The sequence below is a fragment of the Streptomyces sp. NPDC051211 genome (genome assembly GCF_040689505.1).
In the GTDB taxonomy this organism is placed as follows: Bacteria; Actinomycetota; Actinomycetes; order Streptomycetales; family Streptomycetaceae; genus Streptomyces.
In genome coordinates this window covers 23,815-39,397 of the sequence record NZ_JBFBAV010000056.1, presented here as the reverse complement: position 1 = coordinate 39,397, position 15,583 = coordinate 23,815, and the positions used below count along the sequence as shown (strand labels likewise).

The following is a 15,583-nucleotide window of genomic DNA, read 5'->3' as shown; positions in this document are numbered from 1 at the left end:
CGCAGCAGGCGGGCGGCGCCGGGGAAGTCGCCGGCGTCCATGGCCCGGTAGCCCATTCCGGCGAGGCGGTCGAACTCGCGGACGTCGCTGGAGCCTCCGTTGGAGGCCAGGAGGTATCCGCCGGGCAGGGTCACCAGGACGTCCTTCGCCGTCCGGCTCTCCTCCTCGCCGCCGGCTTCGAGCGCGGTGGTGATCAGGGCCCGCAGCTGCAGCACGTACGTCTGCAGAGTGGTCCGCGCACTACGCGGCGGCTCACCCGCCCACAGCTCCTCTATCAGCGCTGCCACCGGCACCACCTGATCGGCGTGCAACGCGAGCAGGGCGAGAACCTGCCGCGGCTTGGGAGCGGTCGGCGTGATCGAAACCCCGTTCTCACGCACCGCCAGTGCACCCAGTACTGAGATGTCCACGCCGTACTCCCCGTGTTCGTGGGTGGCCCGTCGCCGAGTTCAGTAGAAAACAGCACCGACGGTTTGTCAATATCAAACCGGTCGTGCTGTTTTAAGGTGTCTTCGATCTGGGCGTACACTCAGAAACCCCTACTGAACTGGTAGTTCAGTAGGGGCGAGGGGATCGTGCAACTCAGAGGCGGACGCCAGTCGGCCGCAAGCGGGCCTCAGAAGCAAACCTTCCGGTCTGCTTAAACCCCGGCCGTCTCGGCTTCCCGGTCCGCCTCGATCTCGGCGGCGACTTCGGCACCCCGCTGCGCGGTGATGGTGAGCCGGGCGAGCACCGCCGGCGTGGCGATGCCGGGGTAGATGTGCTGGTAGACCCCGGCGATCCGCTCCTCGATGTCATCGCGGTCGTTCAGGGTCTGCGAGTAGATCTGGGCCCCGGTCCAGCAGGCGGAGATGATCCAGGCGGTCTCCGCCGGATCGACGTGCGGGAGGAGTTCGCCCTGCGCCTTCGCCTGGGCGAGCAGCTGCTCGGTGAACTCGATCCAGCCGGGCACGGAACCGCCGCCGAAGATCTCACGCATGTCGGGCCCGAGCGAGAGGCGCGCGCCGGCGCTGAGCATCGGATCGCGCTTCATCCGGTACGCCAGCAGCAGCGCGACGTCGACGAGTTCCTGCAGCTTGCTGTCCCGGCTGGGTACCCCGCCTTCGGCCAGCTGCTCGTCGAGCACGCCCTGGGCCAGCTCCTGCTTGGAGGAGAAGTGGAAGTACAGGGCGCCCTTGGTGACGCCCGCGCGCGCAAGGATGTCCGCGATGGTCGCGGCCTCGTATCCGCGCTCGTCGAATACCGCCGCGGCCGCTTCCAAGATCGCGCGACGCGTACGGACCGCACGCTCCTGCCGTGCCACGGTGCCTCCGAAAGTCATCGGTCGTTGGCGTGTCCCCAAGACAGGATCCACGCCCCCTCCTCAAAACCAACCAGAAGGTCCGTATTTTATCAAGCGGGAGTTGACAAACCCTCCATCCGGGCTCGACTGCCTGACTTCTCCGCGGCCACTGCGCCCGCCACCTGCGGCGCTCCTCCGTGACCGCGACCACGCGACCCCGATCAGCCGGTCACCCGCTGCGGTCCCAGCCGCACCGGAAGCTCCCGCAGCCCGTTGGAGATGAAGGATTCCGTCCGGGGCAGCCGGCCCGGGCAGCCCGCGGCCGAGATCTCCGGGAACCGCCGGAAGAGGGCCGTCAGGCTCACCGCCGCCTCCAGCCGGGCGAGGGTGGCGCCCAGGCAGTAGTGGATTCCGAAGCCGAAGGCCATGTGGTCCCCGCGGCTGGGCCGGGTGATGTCGAAGGCGTCCGCATCGGCGCCGTGCAGGGCGGGATCGCGCCCGACGGAGGCGAAGGAGACGATGAACGGGTCTCCCGCCGGGATCACCGTTCCGTCGATCTCGATGTCCTCGACGGCGAACCGCAGGAACCCGTTGGCGGCCGGCGGTTCCAGCCGCAGGGTCTCCTCGACGACGTCCTCCCAGGCCGCAAGCCCGGACTCCACCAGCTCCCGCTGGGCGGGGTGGCGCAGCATCAGGTCGACGGCGCTGGAGATCAGGTTCACCGAGGTCTCGTAGCCCGCGGTGAACAGCAGGATCAGGTTGTCGGTGAGCTCCTTCTCGGTCAGCCGCGCGCCGTTCTCGTCGTCGCGTGCCGCGAGCATGGCGCTGGTGAGGTCGTCCGCCGGGTGCGCCCGCTTGTACGCGACGAGGTCGGCCATGGTCTCGTACAGGTCGACCGAGTTCTGCCGGGCCTCCTCCACCGAGATGCCGGTGTCGAAGAAACCGTTGATGATCTTGTGGAGCATGGCCCAGGACCGCTCGGGGATGCCGAAGAGCTCGAACATCACCCGGGTCGGCACCTCGTGCGCGTAGTGCGCGCGCAGGTCCACCACCTCGTCCGCGGGCAGCTCGGCGAGCGCGTCGAGCCGCTCGGCGGCCACCGCTTCGACGCGGGGGCGGAGGGCGGCGACCCGGCGGGCGCCGAAGCCGGCCATCGCGGGCTTGCGCAGCCGGGTGTGCTCCTCCCCGTACGCGGTGATCATGTTCTGCACCGAGACCCAGATGGACAGCGGCCAGGCGTGGGTGACCTCGCCGTCGATCCAGGCCCGCCAGTGGCGGTAGGCGTCCTTGGAGACGCGCCGGGGGTCGGCGAGGAGTTCTCTGAGCGCCTCGTGCCCGGCGACCGCCCAACCCGGAACCCCGCCCGGCAGCACCACTTTGACGATCGGTCCGAGCTCTCTGAGCCGGGCCGCCTCGGCGTGGACGTTCCGTCCCGAGGGGTCGATGGCTATCGGGCATTGACGGAGCATCAGGGGTCTCCAGCAGGTCGGCGGTTGGGGGGTGCCGACCGACTCGACGCCCCGTTTACAAACCGCCCGGCCGGTTCTCATGGAACCGACGGCGGGCCCAATTCTGTCAGGTCGGATGGGGTGTCGCCACCATTACCGGCCCAGGTGGCAGACCGTGCCACCGACCGGGCCGACCCCGGCCAACGGCCTGATTCCGCCCCCCTGTCGGGGTGGTCCGGAAGAGCGGAGGTCCCTCTCCCACTTGGGTTCCAGGCCCCTCACCCGCACCGTCTCCCGTTTTGGCCGATCCGCCTTGGCAGGCGAGGAATGTGGTGTGTGAGGACATCCGGCTCACAAGTTCCCAGCGGGGCACGTGAGGCAACGGTGGGGGATTAGCACCTTGCAAACAAAACCGGAGAGTACGTATCTTGCGTGTCTGAAGCCCCTCATCCGTCGATCCGGCTCTGTGGAGAGGTCCATGACCCTGCTCACGTTCGAGAAGAAGGCCCCCTTAGTCCCGCACCACGGAGCCGCGGCGCCATGGACACGCTGCAATGAGCACCCGAGCCTGACCACCACCGTTCCCCGTGAGTACGTCCACCGCAGTTCCCTCGCCGAGGTGTTCCTGACGGGCTACGAGCGGATCGGGGACAACGTCTTCTCCCTCAAGGGGCAGTGGCCCCGCGCCCACACCTTCTTCGTGAGCCGCGACGGCACCAGCCACGACCCGGTCCAGGCGGGCGAGACGATCCGCCAGGTCGGACTCTTCCTCTGCCACGCCGAGTACGGCGTACCGCTGGGCCACAACGTGCTGCTGTGGAGCCTCGGCTTCACGACCGACCCCGAGCAGCTGCACATCGGCACCGACCCCTCCGAGCTCGAACTCATCGCCACCTGCACCGACTTCGTCTGGAAGGGCAGCAGATTCTCCGGACTGCTCGAGGTCACCATCTACCGCAACGGCCGGGTCGCCGCCTCCGGAACGGCCACCTTCAGCTGCGTGCCCCCGGCCGTCTACCGCCGGCTGCGCGGCAACCACGGACCGGACGCGGCCCTGCGGCCCCTGGAGCGGTTCACCCCCATACCGGCGGCCGACGCCGGCCGGCTGCTCCCCTTCGACGTGGTCCTCGCCCCCTCCGGCCTGCCGGACCGCTGGCTGCTCAGCCCCGACCTCGGGCACCCGATCCTCTTCGAGCACGCCAACGACCACCACCCGGGCATGGTGCTGATCGAGGCCGCCCGGCAGGCCGCCTGCGTCAAACTGCCCGGCTCCGGATACGTCCCCTCGGCCATCACCACCGCCTTCCACGCCTACGCGGAACTCGACACGGAGTGCTGGATCGACGCCCGGCTGCTGCCCGGCGGACCCGCCGGCACCCGCACCGTCGAGGTCACCGGCCACCAGAACGGCACCCTGGTCTTCGAGGCCTCCGTCACCGGCACCCCGGCCGCGCTCTGATGCTCGGGGGGAAATCGGTCCTCATCACGGGAGCCGGCACCGGGATCGGCGCGGCCGCCGCCCGGGTCTTCTGCCGGGAGGGCGCCGCCGTCACCCTGGTCGCCCGGCGGGAGAAGGAACTCGCCGGACTCACCGCCGAACTCACCGGGGCCGGCCACCGCGCCCAGTACGTCCTCGCGGACGTCCGGCAGCGCGCCGACGTGGCCCGCGCGGTGGCCGCGGCCACGGAGGCCTTCGGCGGGCTGGACGCGGCCTTCAACAACGCGGGACTCGCCGCGATGCCCGGCCCGATGCACCTGGTCGACGACGAGACGTACGACAGCGTCATGGACACCAACGTGCGCGGCGTGTGGCACTGCCTGCAGTACGAGATCGCCGCCATGCTCGAAGGCGGCGGCGGGGCCATCGTCAACAACAGCAGTACGGCCGGGCTGGTCGCCACCGTCGCCGGATCCCCGTACATCGCGGCCAAGCACGCGGTGATCGGGCTGACCAAGGCGGCGGCCAACGAGTACGGGAGCCGGGGCATCCGGGTCAACGCGATCGCCACCGGTGCCACCCGGACCGGGATGCTCGGCGAGTACCTCGACCAGGACCCCGGGCGGGAGCCCGCCATGGCGGGCAAGGCGATGGTGGGGCGGCTCGCGGCCCCCCACGAGATCGCCGAGGCCGCGGCCTGGCTGTGCAGCGACCGGTCCTCCTACATCACGGGGGCGACGGTGCCGGTGGACGGCGGCCGCACCGCCCGCTGAGCCCGCCACCGCCGAGCCCGGCCGGTCGGGGCGGCCCCCACCCGCCCCGACCGGCCGCACGGCAGAAACAAAAAAAGAATCTCCCCCTCCGCGGTCACATCCTCGGCTCCGGTCCCGTCATTGCTGTGACGGACCGAAACGGGCACCAGCCCAGCAAACCGAAGGAATACGGCCATGACCGCACGAATGGGAAATCCCGCCTCTGTCGTCCCCGGTGCGATGCCCGCTCTGCTCGCCATCGGCAAGGCCGTCGCGAAGACCGGGATCAGCGAGCGCACCCTGGAACTCGCCCACATCCGCGCCAGCCAGATCAACGCCTGCGGGGTCTGCCTCGACATGCACCCCAGGATCGCCAAGAAGCTCGGTGAGACGGACGAGCGGATCCACGCCGTGGCCGGCTGGCGCGACACCCCCTACTTCACCGACGCCGAGCGGGCGGCCCTCGCCCTCGCCGAGGCAGTCACAAGGGTCGCCGACACCAGCGACCCGGTGCCGGACGCGGTGTACGACGAGGCCTCGAAGCACTACGACGAGCCGCAGCTGGCCGCGCTCATCCTCTCCATCGCCACGGTCAACGTGTGGAACCGGCTCAACGTGGCGACCCGCCAGATGGCCGGCGCCGCCTGGACCTGAGGTCCGGGACGGGTCCTCAGCCCTTCAGCACCGCATCGGTCAGCGCCCCCGCCGCACCCGTGTACCCGGCCGGGTCCAGCAGTCCGGCCAGCGCATCCGCGCCGAAGTGCCGGCCCAGCACCGCCGACGCGGCCAGCACCTCCGCCAGCGGGCGCCCGGACGCGGCGGACTCCGCCGAGGCCTCGCTCATCAGCTCCTTGGCGGCGGCCTTGCCCAGCACGGGGGCCAGCACGGCCGCCAGCCGCTCGGTGACCACCAGCCCGCCGGTCAGCTCCAGGTTCGACCGCATCCGCTCCGGGAACACCCGCAGCCCCTCGGCCAGTTCCCGGGCCGTGGCCGCCGCCCCGCCGGCCAGCCGCAGACACTCCCGCAGCGGCTGCCACTCCGCGTGCCAGGCCCCGGCGGACCGCTCGTCCTCCGAGAGCATCGCCTGCGCCAGCACCCCGGCGTACGCGGGCAGCTGGAGCGCGGCCGAGCGGATGAGGGTGGCCAGCGCCGGGTTCCGCTTGTGCGGCATCGCCGAGGAGATGCCGCGGCCCGCCACCGCCGGCTCGGCCACCTCGCCGACCTCGGTGCGCGCCATCGACTGCACGTCCACCGCGATCTTCCCCAGGACGCCGGTGGCCAGCGCCAGTTCGGCCGCCAGCGCGGCGACCGGGGTACGGGCCGCGTGCCAGGGCAGGGCCGGCGCCGTCAGCCCGCACTCGACGGCGTACCGGGCCGTCAGCTCCCTCGCGTAGCCCTCCGGGTCCGCCACCGCGTGCGGACCGGTACGGGCGTACTCGACATAGCCGGCCAGCGTGCCGGCCGCACCGCCCAGTTGCACCGGGAGGCCCTCCGCCCGCAGCCGGCGCAGCCGGTCCGCGGCCGCCTCGACGGCCACCAGCCAGCCGCTCGCCTTCAGCCCGAAGGTGGTCGGTACGGCGTGCAGGGCCAGTGTCCGGCCCGCCATCAGGGTGTCGCGGTGGCCGGCGGCCAGGGCCCGCAGGGCCACCGCCACGGCGTCGAGGTCCGCCACCAACAGGTCCAGGACCCGGGCGGAGACCAGCATCGCCCCGGTGTCGAAGATGTCCTGGCTGGTGGAGCCGCGGTGCACGTACTCGGCGGCCTCGGGGGAGTGCCGGGCCACCACGGCGGTGAACGCCCGGACCAGCGCCACCACCGGGTTGGCGGTCTCCCGGCTGCTGCGGGCGATCTCCGCCAGGTCCAGGTGTTCCCGCCGGGCCAGCCCGCTGATGACGCGGGCCGCCTCCGCCGGCACCGTGCCCAGCTGCGCCTGCGCCCGGACCAGTGCGGCCTCGGCGTCCAGCATCGCCTGGAGCCAGGCCTCGTCGGCGGTGGCCGCTTCCGCCGCGGTGCCGGCCCGTACGGGGCTCAGCAGACCGGAATCGGCCCCCGGCGGGGACGGCGACAGGGACGGTGACGGGGCCGGGGACGGCGGCAGGGCCGGGGAGGGGGAAGCGGCGGGGGCGGGGACGGCGGAGGTCAACGGACCAGCTCCTTCACGGGCAGACGGGTCTCCTCGCTGCCCGCGGTCAGGGCCAGGACCGCGCCAGCGATGGCGTCGGAGTCCTGGAGGGTGACGGAGTCCACGCCCGGGCGGATGCCCGCGGCGGTGACCCAGTGGACGGATTCGGTGGGCACCCCGTAGGCGAACCGGCGCGGGTGCGGGCGGCCGCCGGCATCCACCAGGTGGAACGGCGCGTGCGTGACGTCGATGCCGCCCGTCTCGTGGGTTTCCATGCCGGGCCCGGATATCTCGTACGGCTGGCACTGCCCGGTGTCCAGCAGGTGCCGGAGCAGCGGATCGGCGGTGGTCCGCAGGTCGATCTCCGGCAGCCGCGCCTCGATCAGCGTGGTCGCCGCCACCCGGGAGCCGGGCACCAGCGCGGACTCGACCCCGAACGCGCCCTCGGCGTCGGCGAGCGGCAGCAGCCGCGCCTCCGGGCCGAGCACCCGCAGCACGTCCGCCTCGATCAGCGCGATGGCCTCCTCGATGCGGCTGGCCGGCGGACCGATCGACAGGAAGGCGTTCAGCGGGGTGTACCAGCCGTCCAGGTCCTGCCGGTACGAACGGCCCGTCAGACCGCCGTGGTCGATGATCAGCCGGATCTCGTTGCGCAGGTCCCGCAGCACGTCGAGGGCGGCCTTCAGCGGGCCGTCCACATTGCCGGCGCGGGCCGCCGCCACATCGTCGCGCAGGTGGTCCAGCAGCCAGCTGCGGAACTCCTCCGGGGAGTCGAAGGACCGGCCCTGGTACGGCTTGGCGAGGCGCGCCCAGTCCCAGCGCAGCTCCTCGCCGATGCCGGCCTCCGCGAGGATCTCGTGCAGCCGGGAGCTGCCCGGGGCGGCCGCCAGGCAGGCGGTGCGCAGGGCCTCGGCCTCGGCGTGCCGGCCCTCGGCGGCCAGCAGCCCCGTGTAGTAGACCGTCTCGGTCTCCTTGGCGATCAGCGGCCACAGGTCGCGGCGGAAGTCCAGGCCGCCCTCCTGCCGGGCCCGGTCGCGGAGCTCCTCCACCGTGCGGGGGTCGAGGACGGCGGGCATGTGGCGGCCGTGCGCCCCCTTCTGGTTCTCGCCGCGCGAGTGGAAGGGCATCCCGCGCCGGGAGCCGGCCACCAGCTTCGGCTCCAGCCCGGAGGCCACGTACACCAGACGGCCGTCGCGGCGTTCGAAACGGCCGCCGCGCCCCAGGGTGAACAGGGCCATGTGGTCGAAGAAGTTGAGTCCGAGCCCGAGCAGCGCCACCGTCTCGCCGGGGCGGACGGCGGACAGGTCCGCGTCGGCCGGGTTCACCGGGGTGATGTAGTTCAGGCCGTGCCGGGCGGCGAAGGCGGCGCGTTCGCGCTGCGTCCCGGTGTTCCGTACCGGCAGGTGGCCCTGGGCGAGGACGACCGCCTGGAGCCCTTCCAGACGGGTGCCGTCCGAGAGCCGGACGGTCTGGGTGCCGGTGTGCGGGTCGTCGTCGAGGGCCACGGCGCGGGCCTGGTGCACCACGGTGCGGATCCGGTCCGGGGCGGTTTTGACGACCCGTCGGAAGACCCACTCCAGGTAGTGCCCGTAGAACGCCCGGGTCGGGTACGAGTCGGGGCCCAGGGCGCGGGCCTGCGCGAGGACGGCCTCGCTGTGGCCCCAGTCGTCGATGGGGCCCATCAGGGTCAGGAAGCGTGCCCACTCGTAGAGGCTGGGGCCGGGGGACAGGGGCCCCTTCAGCGTCACGCTCTCGTCCGTGAACATGGTCACCTGGCTGGCCACGGTGTTCATCAGGAGGTGCTCGGACTGGTCCGTGCGCCATACCTGTCCGGGGCCCGGCGGGCAGTCGTCGACCACATGGACGGTGAGGGGCCCGGTGTCGCCTGCGGCGGCATGGGCGCAGATCCGTTCGAGAACGGAGAGCCCTCTTGGTCCGGCGCCGATGAGGCAGACGTCGAGCTGCCGGCTGGTCATGGTCACTCTCCACTGGTCCGTATCGGGTGTGCCATCCACGCGTCGGCCGGAGGCTCGGGGCGCCTTCCGAACACGGCCCGGTCAGGGCCGCTCTCCGTCCGACATCAAGGCTGGTTCAGCCGACTAGAGCGGCTCAAGAGCGGCTCCTGAGCGGCTCAGCAGCAGCTCGGTAGCGGCTCGGGACCAGTGGAGTGCGGTGTCCGCGGGCTCAGGGGACCAGTCGCAGCTCCCGAAGCGTCTTCATGTACTGCTCGATGAGCTGCGGCCGTGCCGCGCGGGCGGCCGGCGGGAAGTTCGCCACCAGCAGGTCGTAGCCGGGGGCGATGTCCGGGTCCTCCAGCAGGCCGAACAGCAGGTGCGCGCCGGTGCGCGGACCGCCCTCGGTGATGGCCTTGCGCAGCCGGTCGATCTCGCTGCCGCTGACGCCCGGGAACAGGTCCTTCACCACCGGCTCCTCGGAGTCGAGATGGGCGCCGAGCACCTTCTGGACCCGGCGGGCGGCCTGCGCTCCGGCCGTCGCGGGCCCGGCAATCGCCTCCGCGACCGCCTCCGCGACCGCCTCGGCGCCGCCCGGTCCGGCAGATGCTCCCGCAGCCGGTCCGGCAGCCGGTCCGGTGAGGGCGGCGAGCTCTTCGACGGCGGCCTGAAGGGCGTTCAGTTCCTCGTTGAGCTCGTCGTGTTCGTGCTTGAGCGTGTCGAAGTCCCCGGCCGTCTCCGGGTACAGCTCGCGCAGCACCGGCCAGAACAGGTCGTCCTCGCTGACGTGGTGGTGGTGGGTGGACTCGATCAGCCAGCTCGCCGTGTCCACCAGGGCCCCGACGGAAACGGGTTCCCCGTCGGCGAGCAGCTGGAAGGCGTCCGCGACCATGTCGGTGCCGCGGCGCAGGACTGCGTGCGAGGCGAGGAACTCCTGGTACATCCGCGCGCCCGGATTCTGCGGCACGGCCGCGAGGGCCGCCTCCACGTCGTAGCGCTGCACCCAGGACACGTCCTCCACCAGCGAGTCCATCGATCCCTGCGGCCGCCCGGCGGGCGCGGCGGCGCCGCGGTGGAGCCGCTGCGCGCCGCCGTCCCGGGCCCCTTCGCGGACCCGCGCGGTGTGCGGGCGGCGCAGTTCCTCGTACTGGCGCAGGGCGGCCGCGACCCGGCCCGGGCCGTCGGGCTCGCGGGTCAGGCAGCCGGCCAGCGCGACCGCGTCCTCGAGGGCCTGGCTGGCGCCCTGTCCGTGGTGCGGCAGCATCGGGTGGGCCGCGTCCCCGAGGAGTGTGGTGCGGGCGGTGCTCCAGCAGGCGAGGGCCTCCCGGTCGTACAGGGTCCAGTGCCCGGCCTCCTCGACGGCCGCGGCCAGGCCCCGTACGGCGGGCTCCCAGCCGGCCAGCAGCCGGGCCAGCGCCTCCGGGTCGCCGGGCCGGGTCCAGGAGTCGCCGCGGTCGGCCGGGTCGGGTACGACGGCCACGAAGGAGAGTTCGCGGCCGGACCGGACCGGGGCGGCGAGCAGCCGCTCCTGCGCGCCGGTCCAGACGAACATGGTGTCGGCGGCCAGGCCGGGCAGCCGGTCCAGGGGGACCACACCGCGGATCGCGGCGGTCCCGGACCAGACCGGCTGTTCGGGGCCGGCCGTGGCGCGGCGCACCACCGAGTGCACTCCGTCGGCGGCGACCAGCAGGTCGGCCCGCCGGCTGGTGGCGTCGGCGAAGTCGATGCGGACCCCGTCCTCGTCCTCGGCGAACCCGGTGCAGCGGTGCCCCGGGTGGATGCTCTCCGCGGGGACCTGGTCGGCGAGGATGCGGTGCAGGTCGGCGCGGTGGACCGTGTAGTGCGGGCTGCCGAACGCGGCTTCCCAGGCGTCGCCCATCCGCTGGCGGTCGACCACCCGGCCGCTGTCCCACAGGCGGACTTCCAGGGCCTCGGGCCGCACCGCGACCTCGCGGAGCCGCTCACCGAGCCCGAGCCGGTGCAGCAGCCGGCTGCCGTTCGGCGCGAGGTGCAGTCCGGCCCCGACCTCCGAGAGGACCGGGGCCTGTTCGTACACGTCCACGTGCAGGCCGGCCCGGCGCAGCACCATCGCCGCGGCCAGGCCGCCGATGCCGGCACCGATCACCGCGACGTGCAGGGTCGCGTTGCTCATCCGCTTCTCCTCCATTCCCCGTTCGGGGTACGTGCTCCAGGGCGCAGGGCCGGGGCAGGGGCCGGGCAAGGCAGCGGGCGGCCCGGTCACCGCGGCGATCCGCGGTGACCGGGCCGCCCGTCGGGATCAGCCGTGGTCCGCAGGCGTCAGCCCACGGCCCAGCGGTCGCTGGCGGCGTAGGCCGGCACCCACTGGGTGCGGTACGCCTCGCGGGCCGGCTCGGGCAGCACCCGGAGCACGGACTCGCTGGCGGCCTCGGACGCGCCGTCCAGCAGCCACGGCAGGTACTTGGGGCTGTCCGGGCCGATGCGCTGGGTGTGGGCCTGGCCGAACGCGATCAGCAGCGGCAGCGTCGCCACGTCGTCGACCAGCGGAAGACCCGCGTCCTCCTCGTGCTTGAGGTGTCCGCCGATGCCGGTGACGAGCGCGTCGACGAGGTCGCCGAGGCGCTCGGTGCCGCCGTTCGGGTCGGCCAGGGCGGCGTCCACCGCGTCCAGCAGCGGGTCGATGGTCGCGTGCTCGGCCTCCATGGCGTCGATCACGGCCAGGTCGTCGGGCCGGCCGGCCAGCGCCTCGCGGACGGCAGGCCACAGGGCCTCGTCCTCCGCGCCGTGGTGCACGTGCAGGTACTTCTTGAACAGCTCCCAGCCGGCCGCGGTACGCAGTACCGTGCGCGGGTCGTCGCTGGTGCGCGCGGCGATCCTGGCCACGTGGTCGAGTTCGCGCCGCAGGGCGTCGTGGATGACGAACATCATGGTCATGTCGTGCTTGAAGGTGCCACTCATGGCTCTCCCATTCCCGTGGGTCCCCGTGCCCGCCGTACGCGGCGGGCACTCCCGCCTCGCTGGGTGCGGAACGCGGCGCGAGTGCCCTGCACGGTGCGGGCGGGCGGCTGTCCCGCGGGATCAGCCGCCCGTCACACCGTGCTTCTCGCGCCGCCCCCGGGCGTCCTCGCCACCCAGCGGGGCGCCGGTCCCTTTCACACTACGGCGGCCGCCCCGACGGAAACGGCGTCCTCAAGTGCCTCTCGAGCCGGGCCGAACCAGGCCTCGAGCGCCTCTCGGAGCGCGCCGCCGTCCGGTGCAGCCCAGGCGACGTGGCCGTCGGGCCGCAGCAGCACCGCCTCCGGCAGGCGCTGCCCGCCGGCCGCACCCGCCGGATCCCACCGCGCCTCGACCAGGTCGATGCGCTCCGACCAGCCGGCGGCGAGCGCGCGGGCCTCGTCCGCGGCCGCGCCGTCGCCGGCGGTGACGAGGAGGATGCCGCGGGCCGGGTGCAGGAGTTCCGCGACCCGGGTGCGGGTGCCGTCGGCGCGCTCCAGCGCGAGGTCGGGCATCCGCAGGCCGGCCAGCGGGTGGCCGGAGCCGCCCACGTCGTAGCGGACGTCGATGCCGCTGACCAGTCCGGCCAGGTGGCGGGCCACCTCCGGAATCTCCACCAGCTCGCGCATGACGGCGCGCAGCGGCTCCATCTCCTCACCGGTCAGGTAGAGGCGGGTCTGCGCCCGGGTGTTGCGCATCAGGCCCTCGCCGACCGGGTGCCGCTCGGACTGGAAGGTGTCCAGCAGGCCCTCGGGAGCCCAGCCCTTGACGGCGGCGGCCAGCTTCCAGCCGAGGTTCGCGGCGTCCTGGACGCCCACGCTCATGCCCTGGGCGCCGGCCGGCATGTGGATGTGGGTGGCGTCGCCGACGAGGAACACCCGGCCGCGCCGGTACTCGGCGGCCTGCCGGGTCGTATCGGTGAAGGCGCTCACCCAGCGGACCTCGGCGCCGTGCACGGACTCGCCGGTCATCCGCTCCCAGGCGTCGGCGATCTCACCGAAGGTCAGCTTGCTCTTGTCCTCGTGGGGGCGCAGCTTCTCGTCGTGGATGACGATGCGGTCGACGCCGTCCTCCAGGTTGAACGCCATCACCATGCCGCCCGGCACCTGCTCGCCGATGGGCCGCTGCCGGATGTTCGCCCCGACCAGGTCGGCCATGTACATCCCGCGGGTGGCCTCCCAGCCGGGGAAGTCGATTCCGGCCAGCTTGCGGACGATGCTGCGCGCGCCGTCGCAGCCGACGAGGTACGCGGCGCTCTCCTCGCCCGGCCCGTCCGGGCCCTCGTACGAGACGACGACCCCTTCGGCGGTCTCCCGGAAGCCGGTCACCTCGTGGTTGCGGCGCACGGTCACGCCGAGCTCGCGGACCCAGGCCTCCAGGATCTCCTCGGTCCGGAACTGCGGGATGCCGCGCACGCTGTAGTGGTTGTCCTCCAGCTTGCCGAAGTCGATGCGCACGCCGCCGAAGTGGCCCTGCGCGTACTCGACCTCGCCGAACCGGGCGAGCAGCCCGCGCTGGTCGAAGACCTCGGCGGCACGCTTGGTGAATCCCACCCCGCGCGACTCCCCGCTCGGCGCGGGCAGCTTCTCGTACACCACGACGTCCGCGCCGCCGAGCCGGATCTCGCCGGCGAGCATCAGCCCGACCGGTCCCGCCCCGACGACTATTACGTCCTTCCCCATGGGCTCGCTCTCCTCGTACACATCGTTGAAGGTGGTCAGGCGAAGTGGTCAGGCGAAGAATTCGGCCAGCGACCGGGCGACCAGCTCCGGCTGCTCCTCGGGGATCCAGTGCAGGGACTTCTCCGCCTTCACCACCTGCACATCGGCGGCCAGGGTGGGCAGCACCTGCTCGAACTGGTCGATGCTGGCGGGCGAGGCGATCCCCAGCACCGGGACGCCGATCTTGTCGTAGGACTTCATGTCCTCGATGTCCTGGTGGAAGTTCTGGTACCAGCGGTTGGTCGCGCGGATGGCCTCGGGCGAGTCGTAGGCGCGGGCGTACACGGCCCGGTCGGCCGGGCCGATGGAGGCGGGGTCGACCAGGGAGTTCTCGAAGAGCCAGTCGGCCAGGTGCCACATGCGGCCCGCGACCAGCTTCTCGGGCAGCTCCGGGACCTGGTTGAACGCCCACCACCACATGTTGAAGCCGCGGCCGGGGCGGCGCAGCAGCGGCATCTCGTAGCGGCTCTCGTCGGGGTGCACCACGTCGAGCAGGGCGAGCCGGCGGATCGCGTCCGGGTGGTTGGCGGCGAAACTGAAGGCCACCATCGCGCCGATGTCGTGCCCGGCGACGTCCACCCGGTCGTAGCCGAGCTCCCGCACCAGCGCGCGGATGTCCCCGGCCATCGTCTTCTTGTCGTAGCCGCCTTCCGGGCGGCTGGAGCCGCCCATGCCGCGCAGGTCGACCGCGATGACGCGGCGGTCGCGCGCCAGCGAGGGCATGACCTTCCGGAACTCCCACCAGGTCTGCGGCCAGCCGGGCAGCAGGAACAGCGGTTCGCCCTCGCCGCCCTCCACGTAGTGCAGCCGTACGTCGCCCAGGTCCGCGTACCGGCTGCGGAAGTTGCCGGGGAGCGACTGCGCCAGCTCCTCGTCGGTCGGGCCGTCCGGCGTGGCCGGCCCCTGTACGTCCAAGTCAACCGACATGTCGAACAAATCCCTTTCCGTTCTGTTCCTTCACCCGCGGAAGGCGTCCGCGTTCTCCTGCGCCCAGTCGGCGAAGGTGCGGCCCGGGTGGCCGGTCAGCTCCTCGATGTCGCCGGTGAGCTTGAGCGGCTCGGTGTCCTGCGCCCACAGCACCAGCAGCTGGTCGGCGATGTCCGCGGGGATGTATCCGGCGCGGGCGGCCTTCCAGGCCTCGGGGGTCACCACCCGTACCGGGACGTTGCGGCCGGCGGCCGCCTCGACGATGCGGACCTGCTCGGCGAAGGTGAGGGCCTCGGGGCCGGTCAGGTGGTAGGAGCGGCCCTGGAAGTGGGGCTTGGTGAGCGCGGCGAAGGCGGCCTCCGCGATGTCCTTCTCGTTGACCGGGTCGGCGTAGCTGTCGGGGAACGGCAGGTTGACCGCGCCGGCGGCGCGCAGGGCCCACGCCCAGGGCAGTGCGTTGCCCGCGAGGGCGCCGCAGCGCAGCGGGGTGGTGGTGATGGAGGTGCCCGCGAAGGCCTGCTCCACCGCCAGGTGCGGGGCGGCGATGCAGTTGTCGGCGGCGTCGGGCAGCAGCACCGCGTCCGAGGACATGATCACGACGTGCCGGACGCCGGCGGCCTCGGCCTCCTTGACGAACGCGTCGACGTGCGAGGGCTCGCAGTACAGGAACACCGACTCGATCCCGTCGAGCGCGGCGGGGAACCCGGCCGGGTCGTCGAGGGAGAGCGGTACGGACGAGACGCCGGCGGGCAGGGTGAGCTTCGACGGGTCGGCGGAGCCGGCCCGGACCGCGATGCCCTGGGCGTGCAGCAGGCCGATGAGGTGGGAGCCGACCTTGCCGCGGCTTCCGGTGACGAGAACGGTCATGGCGGTGTCCCTCCGGGGACGTGGGGCGCGGCGGCCGGGGGCGGCCGCCGGGCACGGACGGGGGTAGGGGGCGCGGGCGGTGGTACGTGTGCGGTGGCGCG

General features: G+C 72.7%; 13 protein-coding genes. 3 read left to right on the top strand and 10 right to left on the bottom strand.

What is annotated here, in order from left to right:
• The 3 genes from AB0447_RS32935 to AB0447_RS32925 form a co-directional block, all read right to left on the bottom strand.
• Positions 1 to 410 (bottom strand): winged helix-turn-helix domain-containing protein (locus AB0447_RS32935; protein ID WP_366480563.1); only part of this gene is annotated, 410 nt, incomplete at its 3' end.
• A 230-nt stretch (positions 411 to 640) separates the two neighbouring features.
• A complete protein-coding gene (locus AB0447_RS32930) occupies positions 641 to 1,303 on the bottom strand; it encodes a ScbR family autoregulator-binding transcription factor (protein ID WP_366480562.1) in 663 nt (220 codons plus the stop codon).
• 200 nt (positions 1,304 to 1,503) lie between these two features.
• Positions 1,504 to 2,751 (bottom strand): cytochrome P450, encoded by a 1,248-nt coding sequence (locus tag AB0447_RS32925; RefSeq protein ID WP_366480561.1) that lies wholly within the window; start codon positions 2,749 to 2,751, stop codon positions 1,504 to 1,506.
• Positions 2,752 to 3,208: 457 nt separating this feature from the next.
• Between AB0447_RS32925 and AB0447_RS32920 the strand changes: the two genes are divergently transcribed.
• The 3 genes from AB0447_RS32920 to AB0447_RS32910 all read left to right on the top strand — a co-directional run bounded on the left by AB0447_RS32920 (position 3,209) and on the right by AB0447_RS32910 (position 5,574).
• On the top strand, positions 3,209 to 4,189 hold the full coding sequence (locus tag AB0447_RS32920; RefSeq protein ID WP_366480560.1) for a ScbA/BarX family gamma-butyrolactone biosynthesis protein: 981 nt from the start codon (positions 3,209 to 3,211) through the stop codon (positions 4,187 to 4,189).
• Positions 4,189 to 4,941 (top strand): glucose 1-dehydrogenase, encoded by a 753-nt coding sequence (locus tag AB0447_RS32915; protein WP_366480559.1) that lies wholly within the window; start codon positions 4,189 to 4,191, stop codon positions 4,939 to 4,941. The genes AB0447_RS32920 and AB0447_RS32915 overlap by 1 nt, the downstream gene beginning before the upstream one ends.
• 174 nt (positions 4,942 to 5,115) lie before the next feature.
• A complete protein-coding gene (locus AB0447_RS32910) occupies positions 5,116 to 5,574 on the top strand; it encodes a carboxymuconolactone decarboxylase family protein (RefSeq protein WP_366480558.1) in 459 nt (152 codons plus the stop codon).
• Positions 5,575 to 5,590: 16 nt separating this feature from the next.
• Here AB0447_RS32910 and AB0447_RS32905 read toward each other — a convergent pair whose 3' ends face one another.
• The 7 genes from AB0447_RS32905 to AB0447_RS32875 all read right to left on the bottom strand — a co-directional run bounded on the left by AB0447_RS32905 (position 5,591) and on the right by AB0447_RS32875 (position 15,482).
• The gene (locus AB0447_RS32905; protein ID WP_366480565.1) at positions 5,591 to 7,018 is read right to left on the bottom strand and encodes an adenylosuccinate lyase family protein; all 1,428 of its coding nucleotides are present in this window, start codon (positions 7,016 to 7,018) and stop codon (positions 5,591 to 5,593) included.
• Positions 7,019 to 7,059: 41 nt separating this feature from the next.
• The gene (locus AB0447_RS32900) at positions 7,060 to 9,018 is read right to left on the bottom strand and encodes an FAD/NAD(P)-binding protein (protein ID WP_366480557.1); all 1,959 of its coding nucleotides are present in this window, start codon (positions 9,016 to 9,018) and stop codon (positions 7,060 to 7,062) included.
• A gap of 208 nt (positions 9,019 to 9,226) precedes the next feature.
• The gene (locus AB0447_RS32895; RefSeq protein WP_366480556.1) at positions 9,227 to 11,146 is read right to left on the bottom strand and encodes an FAD-dependent monooxygenase; all 1,920 of its coding nucleotides are present in this window, start codon (positions 11,144 to 11,146) and stop codon (positions 9,227 to 9,229) included.
• A 146-nt stretch (positions 11,147 to 11,292) separates the two neighbouring features.
• A complete protein-coding gene (locus tag AB0447_RS32890; protein ID WP_366480555.1) occupies positions 11,293 to 11,931 on the bottom strand; it encodes a hemerythrin domain-containing protein in 639 nt (212 codons plus the stop codon).
• A gap of 194 nt (positions 11,932 to 12,125) precedes the next feature.
• The gene (locus AB0447_RS32885) at positions 12,126 to 13,649 is read right to left on the bottom strand and encodes an FAD-dependent monooxygenase (RefSeq protein WP_366480554.1); all 1,524 of its coding nucleotides are present in this window, start codon (positions 13,647 to 13,649) and stop codon (positions 12,126 to 12,128) included.
• Between the two features lie 48 nt (positions 13,650 to 13,697).
• On the bottom strand, positions 13,698 to 14,615 hold the full coding sequence (locus AB0447_RS32880; RefSeq protein WP_366480553.1) for an alpha/beta hydrolase: 918 nt from the start codon (positions 14,613 to 14,615) through the stop codon (positions 13,698 to 13,700).
• A 30-nt stretch (positions 14,616 to 14,645) separates the two neighbouring features.
• A complete protein-coding gene (locus AB0447_RS32875) occupies positions 14,646 to 15,482 on the bottom strand; it encodes an NAD(P)H-binding protein (RefSeq protein WP_366480552.1) in 837 nt (278 codons plus the stop codon).
• Between the last annotated feature and the right edge of the window lie 101 nt (positions 15,483 to 15,583).